The organism is Citrobacter sp. C5_2 (genome assembly GCF_014596845.2).
GTDB classification, from domain to species: Bacteria; Pseudomonadota; Gammaproteobacteria; order Enterobacterales; family Enterobacteriaceae; genus Citrobacter; species Citrobacter werkmanii.
This window is the reverse complement of the sequence record NZ_CP115032.1, coordinates 735,095-759,888: the sequence shown is the minus strand read 5'-3', so window position 1 is coordinate 759,888 and position 24,794 is coordinate 735,095. Positions and strand designations below refer to the sequence as shown.

23 protein-coding genes are annotated in these 24,794 nt (G+C 53.2%); 11 read left to right on the top strand and 12 right to left on the bottom strand.

Going from position 1 to position 24,794, the window contains the following annotated elements; all coding sequences use genetic code 11:
* Window positions 1-126: 126 nt before the first annotated feature.
* Together ICA20_RS03720 and ICA20_RS03715 are read left to right on the top strand one after the other, a co-directional pair.
* Entirely contained in the window at window positions 127-1,581 is a 1,455-nt protein-coding gene (locus tag ICA20_RS03720; RefSeq protein ID WP_038633882.1) for a DASS family sodium-coupled anion symporter, read from the top strand.
* Window positions 1,582-1,624: 43 nt separating this feature from the next.
* The gene (locus tag ICA20_RS03715) at window positions 1,625-2,080 is read left to right on the top strand and encodes an HIT family protein (RefSeq protein ID WP_038633885.1); all 456 of its coding nucleotides are present in this window, start codon (window positions 1,625-1,627) and stop codon (window positions 2,078-2,080) included.
* A gap of 55 nt (window positions 2,081-2,135) precedes the next feature.
* Here the strand turns inward: ICA20_RS03715 and ICA20_RS03710 are convergent, their stop codons facing one another.
* Entirely contained in the window at window positions 2,136-4,307 is a 2,172-nt protein-coding gene (locus ICA20_RS03710) for a YgiQ family radical SAM protein (RefSeq protein ID WP_003024532.1), read from the bottom strand.
* A gap of 198 nt (window positions 4,308-4,505) precedes the next feature.
* On the opposite strand from ICA20_RS03710, the gene ICA20_RS03705 reads away from it, so the two are divergent.
* Window positions 4,506-5,981 carry a TrkH family potassium uptake protein gene (locus ICA20_RS03705; protein ID WP_038633889.1) on the top strand — a complete coding sequence of 492 codons (1,476 nt, stop codon included), beginning with the start codon at window positions 4,506-4,508 and terminating at the stop codon, window positions 5,979-5,981.
* 16 nt (window positions 5,982-5,997) lie between these two features.
* On the opposite strand, the gene ftsP is transcribed toward ICA20_RS03705, so the two are convergent.
* From ftsP to ICA20_RS03685, 4 genes are all read right to left on the bottom strand, one after another.
* Window positions 5,998-7,410: a cell division protein FtsP gene (gene ftsP / locus ICA20_RS03700; RefSeq protein ID WP_038633892.1), complete on the bottom strand. Its 1,413-nt coding sequence runs from the start codon at window positions 7,408-7,410 to the stop codon at window positions 5,998-6,000.
* Between the two features lie 71 nt (window positions 7,411-7,481).
* Window positions 7,482-8,219, bottom strand: coding sequence for a 1-acylglycerol-3-phosphate O-acyltransferase (gene plsC / locus ICA20_RS03695; RefSeq protein WP_038633894.1), 738 nt, complete (start codon window positions 8,217-8,219; stop codon window positions 7,482-7,484).
* Window positions 8,220-8,413: 194 nt separating this feature from the next.
* On the bottom strand, window positions 8,414-10,672 hold the full coding sequence (gene parC, locus ICA20_RS03690) for a DNA topoisomerase IV subunit A (protein ID WP_038633896.1): 2,259 nt from the start codon (window positions 10,670-10,672) through the stop codon (window positions 8,414-8,416).
* 118 nt (window positions 10,673-10,790) lie between these two features.
* Complete coding sequence (locus ICA20_RS03685) at window positions 10,791-11,186, bottom strand: YgiW/YdeI family stress tolerance OB fold protein (protein ID WP_038633899.1); 396 nt, start codon at window positions 11,184-11,186, stop codon at window positions 10,791-10,793.
* A gap of 151 nt (window positions 11,187-11,337) precedes the next feature.
* Between ICA20_RS03685 and qseB the strand changes: the two genes are divergently transcribed.
* The 4 genes from qseB (at window position 11,338) to ICA20_RS03665 (ending at window position 14,379) form a co-directional block, all read left to right on the top strand.
* Window positions 11,338-11,997: a quorum sensing response regulator transcription factor QseB gene (qseB, locus tag ICA20_RS03680; protein WP_032940770.1), complete on the top strand. Its 660-nt coding sequence runs from the start codon at window positions 11,338-11,340 to the stop codon at window positions 11,995-11,997.
* A complete protein-coding gene (qseC, locus tag ICA20_RS03675; protein ID WP_038633902.1) occupies window positions 11,994-13,343 on the top strand; it encodes a quorum sensing histidine kinase QseC in 1,350 nt (449 codons plus the stop codon). Before qseB ends, qseC begins: the two co-directional genes overlap by 4 nt.
* Before the next feature lie 109 nt (window positions 13,344-13,452).
* Window positions 13,453-14,034 (top strand): NAD(P)H-dependent oxidoreductase, encoded by a 582-nt coding sequence (locus tag ICA20_RS03670; protein ID WP_006688047.1) that lies wholly within the window; start codon window positions 13,453-13,455, stop codon window positions 14,032-14,034.
* Window positions 14,035-14,064: 30 nt separating this feature from the next.
* Window positions 14,065-14,379 (top strand): putative quinol monooxygenase, encoded by a 315-nt coding sequence (locus tag ICA20_RS03665; protein WP_038633910.1) that lies wholly within the window; start codon window positions 14,065-14,067, stop codon window positions 14,377-14,379.
* 99 nt (window positions 14,380-14,478) lie between these two features.
* On the opposite strand, the gene parE is transcribed toward ICA20_RS03665, so the two are convergent.
* The 5 genes from parE to nudF are packed head-to-tail and all read right to left on the bottom strand — an operon-like array spanning window position 14,479 to window position 18,884.
* Window positions 14,479-16,371, bottom strand: a complete 1,893-nt coding sequence (gene parE, locus ICA20_RS03660) for a DNA topoisomerase IV subunit B (RefSeq protein WP_005123094.1) — start codon at window positions 16,369-16,371, stop codon at window positions 14,479-14,481.
* Between the two features lie 28 nt (window positions 16,372-16,399).
* On the bottom strand, window positions 16,400-16,981 hold the full coding sequence (gene yqiA, locus ICA20_RS03655) for an esterase YqiA (protein WP_038633915.1): 582 nt from the start codon (window positions 16,979-16,981) through the stop codon (window positions 16,400-16,402).
* Window positions 16,981-17,808 carry a 3',5'-cyclic-AMP phosphodiesterase gene (cpdA, locus tag ICA20_RS03650; RefSeq protein ID WP_069324348.1) on the bottom strand — a complete coding sequence of 276 codons (828 nt, stop codon included), beginning with the start codon at window positions 17,806-17,808 and terminating at the stop codon, window positions 16,981-16,983. The genes yqiA and cpdA overlap by 1 nt, the downstream gene beginning before the upstream one ends.
* A 24-nt stretch (window positions 17,809-17,832) precedes the next feature.
* The gene (locus ICA20_RS03645) at window positions 17,833-18,255 is read right to left on the bottom strand and encodes a DUF1249 family protein (protein ID WP_003024582.1); all 423 of its coding nucleotides are present in this window, start codon (window positions 18,253-18,255) and stop codon (window positions 17,833-17,835) included.
* Window positions 18,252-18,884 (bottom strand): ADP-ribose diphosphatase, encoded by a 633-nt coding sequence (nudF, locus tag ICA20_RS03640; protein WP_038633920.1) that lies wholly within the window; start codon window positions 18,882-18,884, stop codon window positions 18,252-18,254. The genes ICA20_RS03645 and nudF overlap by 4 nt, the downstream gene beginning before the upstream one ends.
* 199 nt (window positions 18,885-19,083) lie before the next feature.
* On the opposite strand from nudF, the gene tolC reads away from it, so the two are divergent.
* The 3 genes from tolC to ICA20_RS03625 all read left to right on the top strand — a co-directional run bounded on the left by tolC (window position 19,084) and on the right by ICA20_RS03625 (window position 22,554).
* On the top strand, window positions 19,084-20,562 hold the full coding sequence (tolC, locus tag ICA20_RS03635) for an outer membrane channel protein TolC (protein WP_110496816.1): 1,479 nt from the start codon (window positions 19,084-19,086) through the stop codon (window positions 20,560-20,562).
* 148 nt (window positions 20,563-20,710) lie between these two features.
* The gene (locus tag ICA20_RS03630) at window positions 20,711-21,388 is read left to right on the top strand and encodes a DUF1190 family protein (protein ID WP_006688037.1); all 678 of its coding nucleotides are present in this window, start codon (window positions 20,711-20,713) and stop codon (window positions 21,386-21,388) included.
* Window positions 21,389-21,393: 5 nt separating this feature from the next.
* Window positions 21,394-22,554, top strand: a complete 1,161-nt coding sequence (locus ICA20_RS03625; protein ID WP_038642878.1) for a glutathionylspermidine synthase family protein — start codon at window positions 21,394-21,396, stop codon at window positions 22,552-22,554.
* A gap of 84 nt (window positions 22,555-22,638) precedes the next feature.
* Here ICA20_RS03625 and ygiD read toward each other — a convergent pair whose 3' ends face one another.
* Window positions 22,639-23,427: a 4,5-DOPA dioxygenase extradiol gene (ygiD, locus tag ICA20_RS03620; RefSeq protein WP_038633925.1), complete on the bottom strand. Its 789-nt coding sequence runs from the start codon at window positions 23,425-23,427 to the stop codon at window positions 22,639-22,641.
* 147 nt (window positions 23,428-23,574) lie between these two features.
* Between ygiD and zupT the strand changes: the two genes are divergently transcribed.
* Window positions 23,575-24,348 carry a zinc transporter ZupT gene (zupT, locus tag ICA20_RS03615; protein ID WP_038633928.1) on the top strand — a complete coding sequence of 258 codons (774 nt, stop codon included), beginning with the start codon at window positions 23,575-23,577 and terminating at the stop codon, window positions 24,346-24,348.
* 66 nt (window positions 24,349-24,414) lie between these two features.
* Here zupT and ICA20_RS03610 read toward each other — a convergent pair whose 3' ends face one another.
* Window positions 24,415-24,591, bottom strand: coding sequence for a hypothetical protein (locus ICA20_RS03610; RefSeq protein ID WP_069324349.1), 177 nt, complete (start codon window positions 24,589-24,591; stop codon window positions 24,415-24,417).
* Between the last annotated feature and the right edge of the window lie 203 nt (window positions 24,592-24,794).

Here is a 24,794-nt window from a genome sequence, read left to right as displayed (position 1 = left end):
TTAACATACATATATTGATGTATTTCTTGCAGTCGCTGGAGCAGCATTACGCAACATAACCTGTTAATTATTCAATAAATATATTCATTCGATGAATATATTTACCACACCTATAGGTGCGTAATCGTGGCTGATAAAAAAAGTAATGGCGTCAAATGGCTCCCATTAATTCTTATAGTACTCATTTCTGCCGGTCTCTGGCAGCTTACTCCCCCCACTGGGTTAAGTGCGCCAGCCTGGCATTCGGCAATTATCTTCGTTGCCACCATCGCCTCTATTGTGGCGAAAGTCTTACCCATCGGCGCGGTCGGCATTATTGGTATTACGGTGTTCGCGCTCGCCTATGCTGCCGGGGATAAAACCGCCAGCGGCGCCATCACCACGGCACTCAGCGAACTGAACAGCTCACTTATCTGGCTTATCGTCGTGGCCTTTATGATTGCCCGTGGGTTTATCAAAACCGGCCTCGGACGACGCATTGCATTGCAGATGATCCGCCTGCTCGGCAAGCGCACGCTGGGACTCGCCTACGGTCTGGCTTTTGCCGATCTGATCCTCTCTCCCGCTATGCCGAGTAATACGGCGCGCTGCGGCGGCGTCATCTATCCGATTGCCGACTCTCTGGCGCGTAGTTTCCATTCGAACCCGGAAGATGAGTCCCGCAGTAAAATCGGCACCTTTCTTATCACCTGTATTGGCAACGTCAACGACGTGACGGCAGCACTGTTTATGACCGGCTATACCGGCAACCTGCTGGCAGTAAAACTGGCGGCCAACGCCGGGGTTACGCTGACCTGGGGCGGCTGGTTTATGGCGGCGCTGCTACCTTGTCTGGTCTCTTTGCTGCTCGTTCCGCTACTGGTCTACTGGCTGGTGCGCCCGGAAATCAAACACACGCCGGATGCCCCTAACCTGGCGCGCAAAGAGCTGGCGGAAATGGGCCGCATGTCACGCGGTGAATGGCTGATGCTGGCAACCGTCGGCGTACTGCTGGTGCTGTGGATTTTTGGCGATACGCTGGGCGTTGACGCCACCACCGCCTCGTTTGTAGGGCTGTCGATTTTATTGCTGAGCGGCGTACTGAGCTGGGAGGACGTCAAAAGTGAGAAAGGGGCATGGGATACGCTGATTTGGTTTGCCGCGCTACTGATGATGGCGAATCAGTTGAAAAAACTGGGCTTCACCACCTGGTTTGGCAATCTGATTGGCGATAGCCTGAGCAGTACTATGCACGGGACCAGTTGGGTGATCGTCCTGCTACTGCTGAACGCCGCCTATTTCTATACCCACTACTTTTTTGCCAGCGGAAATGCGCAGATTGCCGCGCTGTATGCCGTTTTCCTCGGCGTCGGGCTGCATCTGAATATTCCCGCGGCCCCCACGGCGCTAATGCTGGCCTTCACCAGCAGTTTGTACTGCTCGCTCACCCAGTACACTCATGCTCGCGGTCCAATTCTGTTTGGCGCAGGGTACGTTCCAACGGGCGTCTGGTGGCGCACAGGATTTATCATCAGCCTGTTTAACCAGGCGGTCTTTATTACCGTGGGTCTGATGTGGTGGAAGGTGTTGGGTCTGTACTAAACTGACTGCGTTCTGAGGAATACCTTACCTGCGGAGAAAAGGAATGACCTGTATTTTCTGTCAAATTGTTGAAGGCAAAGCGCCCTGCCATAAGGTATGGGAAGACGAGCACCACCTGGCTTTTCTGTCGATTTTCCCGAACACCGACGGTTTTACCGTGGTGATCCCGAAAAAACATTACCCGAGCTATGCCTTCGATATGCCGCCGCAGGCGTTAGCGGACCTGATGCTGGCGACCCAAAAAGTGGCTAAGAAACTGGATAAGGCTTTCCCGGATGTTAGTCGTACGGGAATGTTCTTCGAAGGTTTCGGCGTAGACCATGTGCACAGTAAATTAAGTCCTATGCACGGTACTGGCAATTTAACCCACTGGAAACCGATTGAATCGCGGCAGAACAAATTTTTCGAGCAGTATGAAGGATATCTGTCGTCACACGATCATGAACGGGCTGATGACGAAAAACTGGCCGCATTAGCGGCCAGAATTCGTGAGGCATAAATACTGATCTCTTCTGCCCGATAGCGGTGCAAGCACCTTATCCGGGCAAGAAAGATTAACGTCCCGCCACTTTCCCGCGTTTTTTGTTCGCGGCAGGCGTCTGACGCTGGTGCGCCACTGGCGTGTGTTTGGTCAGCGCCGGACGAGTATGACGGTTCTGGCGACGCGCTTCGCGCATCTCTTCCAGCGTAGGCGCCGGAACCAGACATTCGCGACGCCCGCCGATCAGATGCTTTTTACCCATATCTTCCAGCGCCTGGCGGATCAATGGCCAGTTGGCTGGATCGTGGTAGCGCAACAGGGCTTTATGCAGACGACGCTGCTTATCACCTTTCGGCACCACCACGTCTTCACTCTTATAACCAATTTTACCCAACGGGTTTTTCCCGGTGTAATACATGGTTGTGGAGTTCGCCAACGGCGATGGATAGAAGTTCTGCACCTGATCCAGACGGAAACGACGTTGTTTCAGCCACAGCGCCAGATTCACCATATCCTCATCACGCGTACCCGGGTGTGCGGAGATAAAATACGGGATCAGGTACTGCTCTTTACCGGCCTGTTTAGAGTAGGTATCGAACAATTCCTTGAAGCGATCGTAGCTGCCCATCCCCGGCTTCATCATCTTCGACAGCGGGCCTTCTTCAGTATGCTCTGGCGCAATCTTCAGATAGCCGCCCACGTGATGGGTAGCCAGTTCTTTGATGTAGCGTGGGTCTTCCACCGCAATGTCATAGCGCACACCGGATGCGATAAGGATCTTTTTAATGCCTTTGAGATCACGCGCCCGGCGATAGAGGTTAATTGTCGGCTCATGATTGGTATCCATGTGCGGACAAATATCCGGATAGACGCATGACAGACGACGGCAGGTTTGCTCCGCACGCGGTGACTTACAGCGCAGCATATACATGTTCGCCGTTGGACCGCCAAGATCGGAAATCACGCCGGTAAAGCCCGGGACGGTGTCGCGAATGGCTTCGATTTCATTGATGATCGAATCTTCAGAGCGACTCTGGATGATACGGCCTTCGTGCTCTGTTATCGAACAGAACGAGCAGCCACCAAAGCAGCCACGCATAATGTTGATCGAGAAACGGATCATCTCATAGGCCGGAATACGGCTGTCGCCATACGCCGGATGCGGTACACGTTTGTACGGTAACGCAAAGACGCTGTCCATCTCTTCGGTAGACAGCGGAATAGCTGGCGGGTTGATCCAGATGTAGCGATCGCCATGCTTTTGCATCAGCGCACGCGCGCAGCCTGGGTTAGTTTCGTGGTGCAGGATACGCGACGCATGCGCATACAGCACTTTATCGCCCTTCACTTTTTCGAAGGACGGTAGCAGCACGTAGGTTTTTTCCCACGGTTTCGGACGCGGCGGCTGCACGGTGACCGCTTTCGCTTCCTGCTTTTTCGGCGCGACAGGTTTGTTATCAGCACACGGCAGATCTTCACCGTAAGGATGCGGGATCGGGTCAATCTTGCCTGGCGTGTCGAGACGCGTAGAATCCACCCCACTCCAGCCCGGCAACGCTTCTTTAACCATAATAGCGGTGTTACGCACATCGCGGATCTGATCGATAGTTTCCCCCATCGCCAGACGATGCGCCACTTCCACCAGCGGACGTTCGCCGTTGCCGAACATCAGCATATCGGCTTTCGAATCCACCAAAACGGAGCGGCGAACGGTATCAGACCAGTAATCGTAGTGCGCGGTGCGGCGCAGGCTGGCCTCAATGCCGCCAAGAATAACCGGCACATCTTTCCATGCTTCTTTACAGCGCTGGGTATAGACCAGCGTGGCGCGGTCCGGACGTTTACCCGCCACGTTGTCCGGCGTGTAGGCATCATCATGGCGCAGTCGGCGATCGGCGGTATAACGGTTGATCATCGAGTCCATGTTGCCAGCGGTCACACCAAAGAACAGGTTCGGTTTACCCAAACGCATAAAATCGTCTTTGTTGTTCCACTCCGGCTGGGCGATAATTCCGACGCGAAAGCCCTGAGCTTCCAGCATACGGCCACAAATCGCCATACCAAAGCTTGGGTGGTCGACGTAGGCATCGCCGGTCACCAGAATGATGTCGCAGCTATCCCAGCCAAGTTGGTCCATTTCGTCACGTGACATCGGCAAAAACGGTGCCGGGCCAAAACAGGCAGCCCAGTACTGCGGCCAGGAGAAAAGGTCTCTGTCCGGTTGGATCAGGGATATTGCGCTCATAGTGCTTCCAAAAATGGTAAAAAAATAATCAAAGGCCGGGGATTATACGCTGTATGTCGGCAAGAAATGAAGTGGAGTCTGAACCAGACCAGTAGAAAGTTGTATAAATTGTTAAATTTTACGACAGCCATTTTTATCAATCATAATTAACACCATGCCGGCCAACTGAGATCACTCTTTTCGGCGGGGGATTTTTCATTGCGACTCAACGATTCACTGCATATTTCCCAGTTACGGGTTGTTGTTCACCTGTGCGGATTTCTGGTTCTTCTCTACAGCTTCTCCATGCTGCCGCCGATGACCATCGCTCTGTTAAATAAAGAGCGGAGCTTTTTCGCATTTTTCAGCACATTTATGACTTTCTTTACCCTCGGCGGCGGGGCGTGGCTGGCAACCAAACATGCGGGAATTCAACTGAGAACCCGGGATGGATTCGTCATTATCGTTTTGTTCTGGCTACTGTTTTCGTTTATTAGCGCAATGCCGATGTGGATGGACGATGGCTTAAATCTCTCCTTTGCCGATGCCCTGTTCGAAGGGGTTTCCGGGATTACCACCACTGGCGCAACGGTGATTGACGACGTCAGCGCCTTGCCGAAATCGTATCTTTACTATCGTGCTCAGCTCAATTTTATTGGCGGCCTGGGCATTATTGTCCTCGCCGTGGCGGTATTACCGCTGCTGGGTATTGGCGGCATGAAACTGTATCAGTCTGAAATGCCTGGCCCCTTCAAAGAAGAACGCCTCACGCCAAGGCTTGCCGATACCGCACGTACGCTGTGGTTGACCTACGTCATTCTGGGTCTTATTTGTACTCTGGCCTACTGGGCTGCCGGGATGTCGTTTTTCGACGCCTTATGCCACGGGCTGTCGACGGTCTCTCTCGGCGGATTTTCCACTCGCAGCGAGAGCATCGGCTTTTATAACAGCCACGCTATAGAACTTATCGCCGGACTGTTTTCACTGTTATCCGCGTTTAACTTCACCCTCTGGTACGTTGCTATTGTAAAACGTACCTTCAAGCCCTTTCGTCGTAATGCCGAGCTGCGTTTCTTTCTGCTAATTGCGCTGGTGGTCACGCTGATCGCCACCTGGCAGGTCTGGCGGGCGGGTATGTACGGGCTAACGGACAGCCTGGTGCATGCCTTTTTTCTGGCCAGCTCCATGCTGACGGATAATGGCCTGTCAACGGCGGATTACGCGCAGTGGCCCTCGCACACGATCTTCATGCTGCTTAGCGCCAGCTTCTTCGGCGGTTGTGTGGGATCGACGTGCGGAGGAATTAAAGTGCTGCGCTTTTTGATTATGTTCAAGCAGTGCCGCCAGGAATTACACCAGCTCGCGCATCCTCGCGCCCTGCTGAACATCAAAGTGGGTAACAGCGTGGTAAGCGACAGGGTGGTGCGTTCGGTATGGAGTTTTTTCTTTCTCTACGTTTTGTTCACCAGCTTTTTTATCTGGGCGCTCAATCTGATGGGCTACGATCTCTTCTCCTCTTTCGCCACCGTCGCCGCCTGCATCAACAATATGGGGCTGGGATTTGGCGTTACCGCCACGACGTTTGGCACGTTAAATGAGGAGGCAAAGCTGCTGATGTGCGCGGCCATGATCATGGGGCGTCTGGAGATTTACCCCATACTGATCCTGTTTTCGCGCATGTTCTGGCGGGCGTAACGCAAACCCCGGCGCGTTACGGCGCCGGGTTCACCAGGATCTGACCGATCGAGCCACGATCCGCCATTTCCAGCGTCTGGCTGTTAAAGTAGAACGGGAAATGCGCCCAGGAAGGCTGACCGTAATAAACCAGTAGCTCGACCTGACCATCTACCCAAACGGTATCTTTCCAGCCTCTGTCTTCCGGGAACGGCATCGCGCCGTTCACATTACGGATCAGGAACGAGACGCCCTCAATATGGAAAGACTGCGGCATATCCGCCCGCACCGTCCAGCGCTCCCAGGTACCCTGCTGCGCGGTAATATCCATGCGGTTGACGTCCCACAACTGACCGTTGATCCCCGGATCGTCATCCAGGCTGATATCACGGCTGCGAATCGGCGAACCGCTGAGGATCTCGGTTGGCAGCAGGCGCATTGGCAGGCTGTCAGTCACCAGCGGCAGAAGGCCGGTTGGTCGCAGAGTCAGCACCAGCGTGGAGATAAGAATACTCGATGGTTCAAAGAATCCCCGGATCCTGTCGACAATGCTGGCGGCCTCGCCACAGGTAATAGAGACCTCATTACCGTTAGTCATATCCACCAGGATCTCACGACGTTCGCCTGGCGCCAGCGAGAGCTGTTTCAATGAAACAGGCGCGGGTAAAAAGCCCTGATCGCTGGAAATTACATGCAGCGCACGGCCATCACTCATTTGCAGTTGGTAACGACGCGAGTTTGACGCGTTCAGCAAACGCAAGCGTACCCAGCCGCGGGAGACTTCGACATAAGGACTTTGCGCCCCATTAACCAGAAGCGTATCCCCAACAAAACCGCCGCTGCCGGGTTCGCTGTATTCCGGCGTCCCAAAGTTGTCCAGACGCTTGTCCTGGATAATGATCGGAAAATCATCCACACCGTAATGGTTGGGAATAGACAGGGATTTACTGACCTCATCTTCAACCAGCCACATCCCGGCAAGACCGTTATAGACCTGCTGGGCAGTACGATTTGGCGTATTGGCGTGATACCACAGCGTGGCGGCATTCTGGCGGATCGGCAGCACTGGCGCCCAATCCGCATTAGGGGACATCATGCGCGCCGGGCCCCCCATCAGCGGACCAGGTACCTGTAATCCGGCGACGGTCATCGAGACATTTTCTGTCAGACGATTGCTGTAAATAAGCTTGACGTCATCCCCTTTCCAGACGCGAATTGTCGGTCCCAGGTAGCGGCCGTTAATCCCCCAGACAGGCGCGCGCGTGCCTTGTGTAAAGGACCAATGCGCGCGTTGCAGCGTCATAAATAACGGCTGCCCCCGACGAGACTCCAGCAGTGGAGGCACAGGTAACGGTTGTTGCTGACCGGCAGCATTAGCCTTCAGCGGAACAGCACCTGCACACAGTGCGATCCCCGATGCCTGAATGAACTGACGCCGACTGAATGACATATAAACTCCATGAAAAACTGGCGATTAACACGCAGGAAATCTTTTCCTGTAAAAAACCCGAATTGTGCGGATTAAACCTTACCGGCGGCTTCCCGCTCAGCAACTTCTTTATCGAGTTCTGCGATTTTTTGTTCCATCAGCGAGCGGCAATGCGCTGCCAGTTCACGAACCTGATCTTTACCAAAGTGGCTAATATCCACCGGCGGCAGCATCTCTACAATCGCCAGACCATTATTGAGTCGGTTTAATTTGATCTTGTTCGAGGTTGTAGAAACGCAGACTGGAATGACCGGAACGCCTGCAGCAATCGCCGCATGAAACGCGCCGGTTTTAAACGGCAGCAGACCACGGCCGCGGCTGCGCGTCCCTTCCGGGAACATCCAGATAGAAATACGACGTTTTTTGAAATGGTTCACCACGGCTGCAATGGTGCTGTGCGCTTTAGCACGGTTGTTTCTGTCGATCAACAGGTTACCGGTTAACCAGTACAGCTGCCCGAAGAACGGGATCCACAGCAGGCTTTTTTTACCCACCGTTACCGTCGGCGGCTGAACGATATTCGAAGCGGTAACCATGTCATAGTTGTTCTGATGGTTACAAATATAGATAGCATTACCATAATTCTGCGCGTCTGCCGGCATGCGGCACTCGACCTTCAGGCCATAAAGGGGAGCCAGGCGGCCAAACATATGACCGAACGTTGCGACGTGTTTTGGATTCCGTGGGCTGAACAGACAGTATATACAACCGAAAATACAGACCAGAATGCAATAAATAACAGTAATGATTAAACGAAAAATATATAACATAACAACCTCTAAGGCCTAAGAGCCTGGCATTTTACGTCACCGGATACATAACTCTGCATCAGGTTAGGGCTTTGTTAAGGCGGCTCTCTGGAAAAGCGTATTGTTAATCGCAACGCACGAATAAACAACGGTTTTACGGGAAATTTTAACGTTGGCTCTCCCTGAGCGAAAGCAGGGAGAGCCGGGCAGTCGCGTTATTCTTCGCTGTCGCCCTGACTGGCGCGTCGAGGCGAGTCAATTTCAATGCGATCGATACGCTGTAGACCACGCATCAGCGTGCCACGACGACCACGTTCGCCGGTCACTTTCTGCAACTCTTCAGGACGCAGTTTAATTTTGCGTTTACCGACGTGAATAGTCAGCGTGCTTTGCGGCGGCAGCACATAGAGCAGCGCCAGGCCATCTTCGCCTTTCGCCGCTTCTGCTGAAGGGATATTGATAATCTTGTTCCCTTTGCCTTTCGACAGTTGCGGCAAATCGCTCACCGGGAACATCAACATCCTACCGGCCATCGTTATCGCCAGCAGCATATCGGTTTCATCTTCAATCACCACCGGCGGCATAACCCGCGCATTTTCAGGCAGCGTAATCAATGCCTTACCCGCACGGTTACGTGCTACCAGATCGTTGAAAGTACAGACAAAACCGTAGCCCGCATCGGATGCCATCAGCAGTTTCTGATCGTCGCCTTCCATCAGCATATGCTCCACCGTCGCGCCCGGCGGCAGCGTGAGCTTACCGGTCAATGGTTCGCCCTGACCACGTGCCGACGGCAGCGTAATCGGGTCGATGGCGTAGCTGCGTCCGGTCGAGTCAACGAACACCACCGGCTGGTTGCTCTTGCCCTTCACTGCCGACTTAAAGCTGTCGCCCGCTTTATAGCTTAATCCTGGCGCATCAATGTCGTGGCCTTTGGCGCTACGCACCCAACCACTCTGAGACAATACAATGGTCACTGGCTCAGACGGCAGCATGTCGTGCTCGCTCATCGCCTTCGCTTCTTCGCGTTCCTGCAGCGGGGAGCGGCGATCGTCGCCATAGGCCTCGGCATCGGCCTGCAGCTCTTTCTTCAGCAGGTTATTCATTTTACGCTCGGAAGCGAGAATGGCCTGCAGTTGATCGCGCTCTTTCGCCAGTTCATCCTGCTCACCGCGGATTTTCATCTCTTCGAGTTTGGCAAGATGGCGCAATTTCAGCTCAAGGATAGCTTCAGCCTGCGTTTCAGAAATGCCAAACCGCGACATCAGCTCAGGCTTAGGTTCATCTTCATGACGAATAATCTCGATCACTTCGTCAATGTTGAGGAACGCCACCAGCAAACCTTCAAGGATATGCAGGCGCTTAAGCACTTTTTCCAGACGATAGTTCAGGCGACGACGCACGGTATCACGGCGGAACGCCAGCCATTCGGTGAGGATCTCCAGCAGGTTTTTCACCGCCGGGCGACCGTCGAGGCCAATCATGTTCAGGTTGATACGGTAGCTTTTTTCCAGATCGGTGGTGGCAAACAGGTGGTTCATTACCTGTTCCATATCCACGCGATTGGAGCGTGGGACAATCACCAGACGGGTCGGGTTTTCGTGATCCGATTCGTCACGCAGGTCGTCAACCATCGGCAGCTTTTTGTTGCGCATTTGAGCAGCGATCTGCTCCAGCACTTTTGCCCCGGAAACCTGATGCGGCAGCGCGGAAATCACCACCGCGCCATCTTCTTTCGTCCATACCGCGCGCATACGCACGGAGCCGCGTCCGTTTTCGTAAATCTTACGAATTTCCGCACGCGAGGTAATAATCTCGGCTTCGGTCGGGTAATCCGGCCCCTGCACGATGTCCAGCAGTTGATCGAGCGTTGTTTTCGGCTGCTCAATCAGCGTAATCGCCGCTTTGGCGACTTCTCGCAGGTTATGCGGCGGAATGTCCGTCGCCATACCAACGGCAATACCGGTCGTACCGTTCAGCAGAATATTTGGCAGACGCGCAGGCAGCATCTTTGGCTCCTGCATGGTGCCGTCGAAGTTTGGCACCCAGTCCGACGTTCCCTGACCGAGTTCACCCAGCAGGACTTCCGCATATTTAGACAAGCGGGATTCGGTATAACGCATCGCCGCGAAGGACTTGGGATCGTCCGGCGCCCCCCAGTTTCCCTGACCATCAACCAGCGGATAACGGTAAGAGAACGGCTGCGCCATCAGCACCATCGCTTCATAGCAGGCGATGTCGCCGTGCGGGTGGTATTTACCCAGCACGTCACCGACGGTACGGGCGGATTTTTTAAATTTGGCGCTGGCATTCAGCCCCAGTTCGGACATTGCATACACAATGCGACGCTGAACGGGTTTCAAACCATCGCCAATAAATGGCAACGCCCTGTCCATGATGACGTACATGGAGTAGTTCAGATAGGCGTTTTCCGTGAATTCATGCAGCGCCAGGCGCTCTGCCATATCGCTCATTAATCGTGGTTCCTCAACTTTGTACCCCTCTATTGAAGGGCAATATTGCCGCAGATACTACCCTATCTGGCGTGTTGAGTCACAAAGAAAAGGGCCGCGAATGCGGCCCTGATGGGGATTATTTAGCAACTTTGCTAATCTGTTTCACGTCGATTTCAACGGAGTTCCAGTCTTTATCCACTTCGCCCTGGATCTCAACCACATCCTGCGGGGTTACGGTTACGCCGTTCCAGCGCTTATGGTCAATATCCACATTCACCGTGCCGGTCGCATCTTTAAACACATACAAATCGTCGGAAATACGCTCAACGATGTTCCCACGCAAAGTAACCCACGCGTCATCGCGCAGCGATTTAGCACTTGCTACCGTCGTGATGCTGCCGTTCGGGCCGACAAACCCGCCGCTTTGGCTTTGCGTGGTCGTCGTTGGCCCAGAGAAGCCGCCCTGCTGCGCTGCCAGAACAGGTGCGGAACACAGTGCCATTACGGCAACCATTGCAGCTAATTTTTTCATCGTCATGTCTCCCTTTCATGTTGGTTTACGACTATTAAATAAGTTAATCCTTAACAAGTTCTTAAGGAAAAAAAAGATTCTTTTTTGCTGTACAGATGTGGCGGCGACAAGGTTTACTGACGGCAAAGAGAGTTTTCGCAGGGAAGAATATATGCGCATTTTACTGGTTGAAGATGATACGTTGATTGGCGATGGCCTTAAAACCGGTCTGAGTAAAATGGGTTTTAGCATCGACTGGTTTACCGAAGGACGTCAGGGGAAAGAAGCACTCTACAGTGCCCCGTATGATGCGGTAATCCTCGACCTGACGCTGCCAGGCATAGACGGACGGGATATCCTGCGCGAGTGGCGAGCCAACGGGAAGCAGGAACCGGTGCTGATCCTGACCGCCCGCGACGCGCTGGCGGAACGCGTTGAAGGCTTACGCCTGGGCGCGGACGACTATCTGTGTAAACCCTTCGCGTTGATTGAAGTTGCCGCCAGGCTGGAGGCGCTGGTGCGTCGTGCCAGCGGCCAGGCCAGCAACACATTACGCCATGGTGAGGTGACGCTTGATCCCGGCGCGCTGGTCGCCACGGCGGCTGGCGAACCGTTGTCTCTTAAGCCCAAAGAGTTCGCGCTGCTGGAGCTGCTTATGCGTAACAAGGGCCGCGTCCTGCCCCGCAAACTGATTGAAGAAAAACTGTATACCTGGGACGAAAACGTCTCCAGCAATGCGGTTGAAGTACACGTCCATCACTTACGCCGTAAGCTCGGCAGCGACTTTATCCGTACCGTGCATGGCATTGGCTACACCCTGGGTGACGCATGAAACTCGCACAACGCCTCAGCCTGCGCATCAGGCTAACGCTTATCTTCATGATTTTGGTTTTAGTGACCTGGCTGATTTCCAGCTTTGTCGCGTGGAAGCAAACCACCGATAATGTGAATGAGATGTTCGACACGCAGCAAATGCTGTTCGCCAAGCGTCTGGTCACGCTGGATCTTGATGAACTCAAAGCCTCTGAACGCATCGCGCATACCCCGAAAAAATTCAAACATGGTCATATTGACGACGATGTACTGACCTTTGCGGCCTACACGCCAGAAGGGAAAATGGTTCTTCACGATGGCGACAATGGCCAATACATTCCCTACAGCTATCGCCGGGAAGGTTTTGACGATGGCTATCTGAATGGCGACAACGATAAATGGCGTTTTGTCTGGCTGACTTCCGCAGATAAAAAGTATCGAATCGTTGTCGGCCAGGAATGGGAGTATCGTGAAGATATGGCTTTAGCGATTGTGACAGCACAATTGGTGCCGTGGTTGGTCGCTCTGCCGCTGATGCTGTTAATCCTGATTGTGTTGTTAAGTCTTGAACTTAAGCCGCTGAAGAAACTGGCGCAGGCGCTACGTTTACGCGATCCGGAATCAGAAGAACCACTCAGTTTGAAAGGCATTCCTGGCGAGGTCCGCCCGTTGGTTGAATCACTCAACCAACTTTTCACCCGTATTCATACCACCATGGTGCGTGAACGGCGCTTTACTTCAGATGCCGCTCACGAGTTGCGTAGTCCATTGACGGCGCTGAAAGTGCAAACCGAAGTGGCGCAACTGTCTGATGATGACCCGCAGGCCAGGCGAAAAGCCTTAATGCAGATGCAGGCCGGGATCGATCGCGCCACGCGTCTGGTCGATCAGTTACTGACGCTTTCGCGCCTTGACTCCCTCGACAATCTTCAGGATGTGGCGGAAATCTCGCTGGAGGAGTTGCTGCAATCTTCGGTGATGGATATCTACCATTCGGCCCAGCAGGCGCATATTGACGTACGTTTGCAGATTAACGCGCACGGCATCACATGTACCGGGCAACCGCTGTTACTCAGCCTGATGGTACGAAATCTGCTGGATAATGCGATTCGCTATAGTCCACGGGGAAGTATTGTGGAAGTGACGCTCAACGCCCGCAATTTTAGCGTCAAAGATAATGGTCCAGGTATTGCGCCGGAAGTTCTGATGCACATTGGAGAACGCTTTTATCGCCCACCGGGGCAAAGCGTGACCGGCAGCGGTCTGGGGCTGTCAATTGTCCGTCGCATCGCGACCTTACACAGAATGTCAGCCTCGTTTGGTAATGCGCCGCAAGGCGGCTTTGAAGCTAAAATCAGTTGGTAACTGCGTTATTATTGCTCAGTCAGCAAAAGACTTTGCACATTTTGCTAATTTCACCGTACCGATCATCAGCGTAGAATCGGCCTCAAACGTTATTCTTTGAGGACACAAAATGAGCAATATCCTGATTATCAACGGTGCGAAAAAATTTGGCCATTCTAATGGGCAATTGAATGACACCCTGACCGAGGTCGCGGACGGTATCCTGCGCGACCTCGGGCATGATGTTAGGGTCGTACGCGCTGACAGCGACTATGATGTGCAAGCAGAAGTGCAGAACTTCGTCTGGGCAGACGCCGTTATCTGGCAAATGCCGGGTTGGTGGATGGGCGCGCCGTGGACGGTGAAGAAATACATTGATGACGTGTTCACTGCCGGGCACGGTACGCTGTACGCCAGCGATGGGCGCACGCGTTCAGATGCGTCAAAAAAATACGGTTCCGGCGGACTGATTCAGGGCAAAAAATACATGCTGTCTCTGACCTGGAACGCGCCGATGGAAGCCTTCACGGAAAAAGATCAGTTCTTCCATGGCGTTGGGGTTGATGGCGTTTATCTCCCATTCCATAAAGCAAACCAGTTCCTGGGAATGGAAGCGCTGCCGACCTTTATCACCAATGACGTGATTAAAATGCCGGATGTCCCGCGTTATATCGCAGAATATCGCAAGCATCTGAACGAAATTTTTGGTTAACTGGTAACCTGGAATTAGAAGGAGTTAACCATGCTTACCGTTATTGCAGAAATCCGTACACGTCCAGGTCAACATCACCGCCAGGCGGTACTGGATCAGTTCGCTAAAATCGTTCCGATCGTTTTACAGGAAGAAGGTTGCCACGGCTACGCGCCGATGGTCGATCATGCTGCTGGCGTCAGTTTTCAGACTACAGCCCCGGATTCAATCGTCATGATTGAACAGTGGGAAAGCATCGCCCACCTTGAAGCGCATTTGCAGACTCCGCATATGAAAGCCTACAGCGAAGCGGTCAAAGGCGATGTGCTGGAGATGAATATTCGTATTCTGGAGTCGGGGATTTAAATTATTGTTCTGGCCGCCGGGCCAGATAAGCGTACGCCATCGGGCATGATGACCTTGCCGGATGGCGGCACAAACCACCTTATCCGGCCTACATACCCCTTACCCTTCGAGATCCGCCAGGTCGCCTTTCTCCTGCAACCAGTTACGACGATCTTCAGAACGCTTCTTAGCCAGCAGCATATCCATTACCGCGTTGGTGCGCTGATCGTCTTCATCATCAATGATGAGTTGCACCAGGCGACGGGTGTTCGGATCCAGCGTGGTTTCGCGCAACTGCATCGGGTTCATTTCACCCAGACCTTTAAAGCGCTGCACGTTCGGCTTGCCTTTCTTGCGCTTTAACTGTTCCAGTACGCCCGCTTTTTCTTCTTCCGTCAGCGCGTAATACACCTCTTTGCCGAGGTCGATACGGTATAACGGCGGCAGCGCCACGTACACGTGACCGTGTTTCACCAGCGTGCGGAAGTGTTTCACAAACAGTGCGCACAGCAGCGTGGCGATGTGCAGACCATCGGAGTCCGCATCCGCCAGGATACAGATCTTACCGTAACGTAACTGGCTCAGGTCGTCGCTGTCCGGATCGATACCGATCGCCACCGAAATATCGTGAACTTCCTGCGAGGCCAGCACTTCATCGGAAGAGACTTCCCAGGTATTGAGGATCTTACCTTTGAGCGGCATGATCGCCTGATACTCACGATCGCGCGCCTGTTTGGCCGATCCGCCCGCGGAGTCACCTTCGACGAGGAACAGTTCGGTGCGATTGAGATCCTGTGCGGTACAGTCTGCCAGTTTCCCCGGCAGCGCCGGACCGCTGGTCAGCTTTTTACGCACCACTTTTTTCGCCGCGCGCAGACGACGCTGGGCGCTGGAAATCGCCATCTCAGCCAGCAGTTCGGCTGACTGCACGTTCTGGTTCAGCCACAAGCTGAAGGCATCTTTCACCACCCCAGAGACAAATGCCGCGCACTGGCGCGAGGAGAGGCGCTCTTTGGTTTGCCCGGCAAACTGCGGATCCTGCATTTTTACCGACAGCACATAGGCACAGCGATCCCAGATATCTTCCGCCGACAGCTTCACGCCGCGCGGCAGGATATTGCGGTATTCGCAGAACTCGCGCATCGCATCCAGCAGGCCCTGACGCAGACCGTTAACATGCGTACCGCCCTGCATGGTTGGGATCAGGTTTACATAGCTTTCGGTCAGCAGCTCGCCGCCTTCCGGCAGCCAGAGCAGCGCCCAGTCCACAGTTTCCGTCTCACCGCTAAAATTACCGATAAACGGTTTTTCCGGCAGGGTAGGCAGGCCATTCACCGCTTCGCTCAGATAATCATTCAGACCATCCTGGTAGCACCAGCGCTGTTCGCTATTGTTGACCTCATCTTTAAAGGTGATCTCGACACCCGGACACAATACCGCTTTAGCTTTCAGGACGTGCGTTAAGCGCGAAACGGAAAAACGCGGGCTGTCGAAGAAGGTTTCATCCGGCCAGAAGTGCACGCTGGTTCCGGTATTGCGTTTACCGCAGGTCCCGACAACCTGTAAATCCTGCACCTTATCGCCGTTCTCAAACGCGATGTTGTACACCTGCCCGTCGCGACGCACGTTTACTTCCACACGCTTCGACAGAGCGTTGACCACGGAGATACCCACCCCATGCAAGCCACCAGAGAACTGATAGTTTTTATTGGAGAACTTACCACCCGCATGTAAACGGCAGAGGATCAACTCAACCGCCGGAACACCTTCTTCAGGGTGAATGTCTACTGGCATGCCGCGGCCATCATCAATGACTTCCAGAGATTGGTCGGCATGTAAGATCACGTCCACACGTTTTGCGTGGCCCGCCAGTGCTTCATCCACACTGTTATCAATCACTTCCTGCCCAAGGTGGTTCGGACGGGTCGTATCGGTGTACATCCCAGGGCGACGGCGTACCGGCTCAAGCCCAGTGAGTACCTCAATGGCATCAGCGTTATAAGTTTGCGTCATGGTTTAAATAAGCAATTCGAATTGATCGTCAGAAACTGTGCAGTCCAAGGAAATCGACAATCTGGTTGAAATAATCTTCGAAGCCCGTGAATGCGTGGTTTCCGCCCTCAGTAACTGTCTGGCGGCAGGAGGCGTAATACGCCACCGCCTGGCGGTAGTCCAACACTTCATCGCCCGTTTGTTGGAGCAACCAGATTAAATCCGGCGCTTCCAGCGGGTCAATCTGCATGACTTTAAGATCGTAAATATGGCGTGACTCTAGCACATATTGCTGCCCGGTGTAGGGGTTCTCGTTTTGACCGAGATAGTCGACCAGCAGTTCATAAGGCCGGACCGCCGGGTTCACCACCACCGCTGGCAGCATAAAACATTGTGACAGCCAGGTGGCGTAATAGCCGCCCAACGAGGAACCGACAATCCCCAGCGACTCGCCGCCATGCTCAAGAACGATCGATTCCAGCATCTCTGCGGCCTGAGCAGGATACGGCGGCAACTGCGGTACAATCATCTCAACGTGCGGATGGTGCTCCGCCAGCCAGCTTTTCAGCAAACATGCCTTCGCCGAACGAGGAGAACTGTTAAATCCATGAAGATAAAGAAGCGTAGACATCAGTAACCTTCTGAAGCGGTATCAGGGTGAAACCGATTACCCTGCAGACGACACACCTGAGTCTGCAACGTACCATCAGCAAATAGCTCCAGCGTACGCCAGCCGGGGCTGATGGTATCTAACGTGAAATTAGAACAATGCGGCTTAAACTGCACGCAGGTCGATGGCGTCGCCAACAGGCGGCGACCGTTCCAGTCCAGATCCAGTTCCTGATGAATATGCCCACACAGCAGATACTTCACGCGCGGATAGTTCACCAGCACGTTGTCCAGTTCGGCGGCATTGCGCAGACTGTGCTGATCGAGCCAACTGCAGCCCGCAGGCAGAGGATGATGATGCAGAAGCAGCAAGGTATTGCGTTCAGGCGCATCGGCAAGTTTACGCTCCAGCCATTCGAGCTGAAATTCGCTTAACTCGCCGTGGGGAACGCCAAACACCTGGCTGTCCAGCAACAAGATTTGCCACTGTTCGCCAATGAAGACGCGCTTAGCCGGGGAAATGCCCGCGTCCTGCAGCGAGCTGTACATTGCAGGCTGAAAATCATGATTACCCGGGAGCCAAACGCAGGGCGCACGAAAACTTGCGATGCCCTCAGCAAAATGCTGATAAGCCGCAGCGGATTGATCCTGCGCCAAATCGCCAGTCGCGACGATCAGATCGAACTCTGGCGACTCCGCATGTATTGCATCCAGTACGGATTGATAGCTGTCCCAGGTATTCACACCCAGCAGCGTTTCATGCTTTTCGGCAAACAGGTGAGTGTCTGTAATTTGTAAGATCCTGACTCTGGCCTCACCAGCCAAAGGAAGGGTTAACAGGCTTTCCAAATGGTGTCCTTAGGTTTCACGACGCTAATAAACCGGAATCGCCATCGCTCCATGTGCTAAACAGTACCGTAACCAGTCGGCCAGAAACTGGTTAATTTGATGCTTTTCGTCGCGTTGATGCAACTTTTTATTTGGATAATCATACCGCGCTTTGAAGCGAAAGATCTGCTGACTTGAACACACTTCAGCGACCCTCGCATCATGATACAGACGCACGGTTAAGGACGGCAGGCTCCAGTAAGTCACAGCCGGTGCCGTTTGTTCGATCGCGACAAGGGTAGTGTATCGGGTCGATTCAACGATCGTTAACCGATATTGTGCGTTTGCCACCTGATAGCTCACTGTTTCGCCGGCTGCGTCATTACGTGGCAACAGGCGGCGCAATTGCGAATAATTGGTTTCGCACAGGCGCATCATTTCAGGGAAGTCAGGTGTGTAACGCTTCATTTTTTCCACTCAGTTTTTAACTCTTGATAGTGCAGCTGTAACCATTGCAAGGCGATGACAGAAGCCGCGTTGTCGATTATCCCCTCTTCTACCCATTGGTAAGCCTGTTCCCGGCTCACCACATGAACACGAATATCTTCGTTTTCATCAGCCAGACCATGAATTCCGCTCGCGGTCGTGGCGTCCACTTCACCCACCATAATCGATGAGCGTTCGCTGGTGCCTCCTGGGCTTGCCAGATAACTCAGCACCGGTTTTACGCGTTTAACGTTAAGCCCGGCTTCTTCCATCGCTTCACGGCGCGCGACATCTTCCACGCTCTCGCCTTCTTCGATCATCCCGGCCACCATTTCCAGTAGCCATGGGCTTGCGCTGGTATCAAACGCCGCGATGCGGATCTGCTCGACCAGCACAACTTCGTCCCGCTCAGGGTCAAAGGGTAGCAAGACTGCCGCGTGTCCGCGCTCAAAAATTTCGCGCTTTACCTCACCGCTCATACCGCCGTTAAACAAGCGATGGCGGAACCGATAAAGATCCAGTGAAAAAAATCCGCGGTATAGCGTTTCTCGTGCAATAATTTCTACATCATTTTTAGTGAAAGTCATTGGCAAGTTGTCTGGTTTACGCATTGTGCTGTCCTGAAACCAATAGTGTTTAAAATGTGAATTTCAAGGTCGTTTGACTGATGTTTCAACGCCCTTGTGTTAAATTGGTGCAAATTAACGCCGTATGGCACGTAACGCCAACTTTTTGCAGTGGCGGATTCTGCTAGAATCAGCAAATATTTTTACAATTTGATCAGCGCTAAATACTGCTTCACAACAAGGAATGCAAATGAAGAAATTGCTCCCCATCCTTATCGGCCTGAGCCTGTCGGGGTTCAGTACTCTGAGCCAGGCAGAGAACCTGATGCAGGTTTATCAGCAAGCACGCCTGAGCAACCCGGAATTGCGTAAATCCGCCGCCGATCGCGATGCTGCATTCGAAAAAATTAACGAAGCGCGTAGCCCATTACTGCCGCAACTGGGATTAGGTGCCGATTACACCTACAGCAATGGCTACCGTGATGCAAATGGCGTCAACTCCAACGCCACCAGCGCATCTCTGCAGTTAACTCAGTCCATTTTTGATATGTCAAAATGGCGTGCCCTGACGCTGCAAGAAAAATCAGCGGGCATCCAGGACGTGACCTATCAGACCGATCAGCAAACGCTGATCCTGAATACCGCCACCGCCTATTTTAACGTACTGAACGCAATTGACGTGCTGTCTTACACCCAGGCACAGAAAGATGCGGTTTACCGTCAGTTAGATCAGACCACTCAGCGTTTTAACGTTGGCCTGGTCGCTATCACTGACGTGCAGAACGCCCGTTCACAATACGATACCGTGCTGGCAAACGAAGTTACCGCGCGCAACAATCTGGATAACGCAGTGGAACAACTGCGCCAGGTGACCGGTAACTACTACCCGGAACTGGCTTCGCTGAACGTTGACGGCTTCAAAACCAACAAACCGCAGGCGGTGAACGCACTGCTGAAAGAAGCGGAAAACCGCAACCTGACCTTATTGCAGGCGCGTTTGAGCCAGGATCTGGCGCGTGAACAGATTCGCCTGGCACAGGACGGTCATTTACCGACTCTGGACCTGACCGCATCTACTGGCGTATCTGATACGTCATACAGCGGTTCCAAAACCAACACCTCCCAGTATGACGACAGCAACATGGGCCAGAACAAAATCGGCCTGAGCTTCTCGCTGCCTATCTACCAGGGCGGAATGGTTAACTCGCAGGTGAAACAGGCGCAGTACAACTTTGTTGGCGCAAGCGAACAACTGGAAAGCGCACACCGCAGCGTGGTGCAGACCGTTCGTTCTTCGTTTAACAACATTAATGCGTCCATCAGTAGCATCAACGCGTACAAACAAGCGGTTGTTTCTGCGCAAAGTTCTTTGGATGCGATGGAAGCCGGTTATTCCGTTGGTACACGTACCATCGTGGATGTATTGGATGCCACCACCACGCTGTACAACGCCAAGCAACAGCTGGCTAACGCGCGTTACACCTATCTAATCAATCAGTTAAACGTTAAATCCGCGCTCGGTACGCTGAACGAGCAGGATCTGGTGGCCCTGAACAATACGCTGGGTAAACCGGTATCCACTACCCCGGATACGATCGCCCCGCAAAACGCGCAGCAAGACGCCGCCGCGGATGGTTATACGTCCAACAGCACGACGCCAGCGGCGCAGCCGACAGCAGCACGTACAACCAGCAGCAACGGCACCAACCCGTTCCGTAATTAATGCTGATGACGGGGCTTCGGCCCCGTCTGAACGTAAGACAACGTAAAGATCCGCCCCTTCCTGCGCATTCTCGCCTCTTCCCGCTTCAATTTCGACCAGTCATCCTCTATTCTGAGCAGTATTTACCACTGGGTCCTGGAAGACATATATGAAACGGACAAAATCAATACATCACGCTTCGTTCCGCAAAAGCTGGAGCGCGCGCCATCTGACTCCTGTCGCCCTGGCAGTTACCGCTGTGTTTATGCTCGCGGGCTGTGAAAAGAGCGACGAAACGGTTTCGCTTTATCAAAACGCGGACGACTGCTCAGCAGCGAATCCGGGTAAAAGCGCCGAATGTACCACCGCGTTCAACAATGCGCTGAAAGAAGCGGAACGCACTGCGCCAAAATATGCCACTCGCGAAGACTGTATCGCTGAATTCGGCGAAGGCCAGTGCCAACAAGCACCTGCGCAAGCGGGTATGGCGCCGACCGGCGAAGGCCAGGCTCAGGCGCAGAATCAAAGCAGCGGCAGCTTCTGGATGCCGCTGATGGCAGGCTACATGATGGGCCGACTGATGGGCGGCGGAATGGGCGCTCAGCAGCCACTGTTCAGCTCGAAAAACCCGGCCAGTCCGGCATACGGCAAGTACACTGACGCCAGCGGTAAAAACTACGGCGCAGCGACGCCGGGCCGCACCATGACCGTGCCGAAAACCGCCATGGCGCCGAAACCGGCCACCACCACTACCGTCACCCGCGGCGGATTTGGCGAATCTGTGGCTAAACAGAGCACCATGCAACGTAGCGCCAGCGGTACCACTACACGTTCAATGGGCGGCTGATGGTCATGGAAAGAGTCAGTATTGTTGAGCGCCCGGACTGGCGCGATAAGGCCACCGAATACGGTTTCAACTTTCACACCATGTACGGCGAGCCGTACTGGTGTGAAGACGCGTACTATAAGCTCACGCTTGCCCAGGTTGAAAAGCTGGAAGAGGTCACCGCAGAGCTGCATCAAATGTGCCTCAAAGTGGTGGAAAAGGTCATCGCCAGCGATGAGCTGATGACAAAATTCCGCATTCCGAAGCATACCTGGGGCTTTGTCCGCCAGTCCTGGCAGACACAGCAACCGTCGCTTTATTCTCGTCTGGATCTGGCGTGGGACGGCACAGGTGAACCCAAGCTGCTGGAAAACAACGCTGATACGCCAACGTCATTGTACGAAGCCGCGTTTTTCCAGTGGATCTGGCTGGAAGATCAGCTCAATGCCGGCAACCTGCCGGAAGGCAGCGATCAGTTCAACAGTCTGCAGGAAAAGCTGATCGAGCGTTTCACCGAACTGCGTGAACAGTATGGTTTTCAACTGCTGCATCTGACCTGCTGTCGTGATACGGTTGAAGATCGCGGTACGATCCAGTACCTGCAGGATTGCGCTGCCGAGGCTGAGATCGCCACTGAATTCCTCTATGTCGAAGATATTGGCTTGGGTGAAAAAGGTCAGTTCACGGATATGCAGGATCAGGTTATTGCTAACCTGTTCAAGCTCTATCCGTGGGAATTCATGCTGCGTGAAATGTTCTCCACTAAGCTTGAAGACGCGGGTGTTCGCTGGCTGGAACCTGCCTGGAAGAGCATCATCTCCAACAAGGCGCTATTACCGCTGTTGTGGGAAATGTTCCCGAACCATCCGAACCTGTTGCCTGCTTATTTCGCCGAAGACGACTATCCGCAGATGGATAAATTCGTCGTTAAGCCAATCTTCTCGCGTGAAGGCGCTAACGTCTCCATCATCGAGAACGGGAAAACGATCGAAGCCGTGGAAGGGCCGTATGGCGAAGAAGGCATGATCGTCCAGCAGTTCCATCAGCTACCGAAATTTGGCGACAGCTATATGCTGATTGGCAGCTGGCTGATCAACGATCAACCCGCAGGCATCGGCATTCGTGAAGACAGAGCGTTGATCACTCAGGATCTCTCGCGCTTCTATCCGCATATTTTTGTCGAATAATCGTTGTGCCGGATGGCGACTCCGCTTTGCCCGGCCTACGGCATGAACCGTAGGCCCGATAAGCGCAGCGCCATCCGGCATTAATTACCCTACCTGCACCGACAGCATACTCAAACTGCCCATCTCAATACCGTCAACCGGGATCGTCACCGGTTCCTTACCGTCCCATGCGCCCAAAACGTACAGCAGCGGCAGATAGTGATCCGGCGTCGGGTTCGATAACGATCCACCTTCATGATCGAGGTAGTTGACCAGCGGGTGCTGTTCAACCGGTCCCTGCCATGTCAGGTTGGCCTTCACATAATCGTTGAATGAGGTCGCCCACGGGTATGGCGTGTTCTCACCGTGCCAACGCGCAGTACGCAGGTTGTGTACCACATTACCGCTGGCCACCAGCATAATGCCTTCATCACGCAACGCCGCCAGTTTGCGCCCCATCTCAAAATGCCAGGCCGCGGGTTTGGTACTGTCGACACTCAGCTGCACCATCGGAATGTCCGCATTCGGATACATCTTGATCAGCACGCCCCATGAGCCGTGGTCAAAGCCCCACGCTTCCTGGTCTAAGGTCACTGGCACCGGAGCAAGCACGTCAACCAGTTGCTGAGCCAGTTCCGGTGAACCCGGGGCCGGGTAATGCGTGTCATACAGCGCCTGTGGAAAACCGCCAAAATCGTGGATTGTTTTTGGCGCTTCCATCGCCGTCACACCTGTTCCACGAGTGAACCAATGCGCCGACACCACCACAATGGCTTTCGGACGCGGCAACGTTTCCCCCAGTTGCTGCCAGGCACGGGTATAAACGTTATCTTCCAGAACATTCATCGGGCTACCGTGGCCCAAAAACAATGCTGGCATACGAGCTGAAGACATGATGATATCCTTACTGAGGGAGTCATTTTGATACCATCACAATACGCTTTTTCGGTTGATGAAGAACTCAGATAACCATGATGAAGATCATCAGTTATTTTGACGATCTGGCCCGAACAGCAGATTGATAAGGAGTTAGATTTGTCGATGTCAGTACCTTTACTTCTGACTTTACTGGCAGGCGCCGCCACGTTTATTGGCGCATTTCTCGGCGTGCTGGGGCAAAAACCCTCTAACCGCGTTCTTGCCTTTTCTTTAGGTTTCGCTGCCGGAATTATGTTACTGATATCCCTTATGGAGATGCTGCCCGCTGCGCTGGCCGCTGACGGCATGTCGCCGGTGTTGGGCTACGGGATGTTTATTGTGGGCTTGCTGGGCTACTTTGGCCTCGATCGTATACTGCCGCATGCTCACCCCCAGGATCTGGTGCAAAAAACCACGCAGCCTTTACCCGGTTCCATCCGGCGTACCGCGATTTTATTGACACTCGGCATTAGCCTGCACAACTTCCCGGAAGGAATTGCGACATTTGTTACCGCCAGCAGCAACCTCGAACTGGGCTTTGGTATTGCCCTTGCCGTCGCATTACACAATATTCCTGAAGGATTAGCCGTGGCGGGTCCGGTTTATGCGGCTACGGGATCTAAACGCACCGCGATATTCTGGGCCGGGATTTCGGGCATGGCAGAAATATTGGGCGGCGTACTGGCGTGGTTAATTCTCGGTAGTCTGATTTCGCCGGTAGTGATGGCGGCGATAATGGCGGCCGTCGCAGGTATTATGGTCGCGCTGTCCGTCGATGAATTGATGCCATTGGCAAAAGAGATCGATCCCAATAATAATCCCAGCTATGGGGTATTGTGCGGAATGTCGGTGATGGGGTTAAGTCTCGTCATTCTCCAGTCCATGGGAATCGGATAATCCAGAGGGCGGATGCCACCCTGCAAGTTTAACAGCATCCGCTCATCCATAGCAGAACGCGAAGGACTATTCCTGTCCCTTAACCGTGCCGTTATCTTCGCCAGATCGACGAAAGAGTTTGTTACGCGCCTCAAGCAGCGCATCTCTGTCCTGGCGGAACGCACGACAATAACGCTTCATATGACAATAATAACCCACCGCAACGAGTGCAATTAATACAATCCAATACCAGGCAATAAACATTCTTTTACCCTTAATATTTAACATCATTAAACATTTAACGTTAAAAATTTACACTACCTTATTCTGACCTACCCCTATAGTGGCATAACACAGAAACAAATATATGATTTCGATCATATAACCCAACTGTGCAGAGAATGACAAAACGTGTATTAAAAATAAAACAATGTAGAAACAAGCCTGTTTCTAAATAATATTTATTA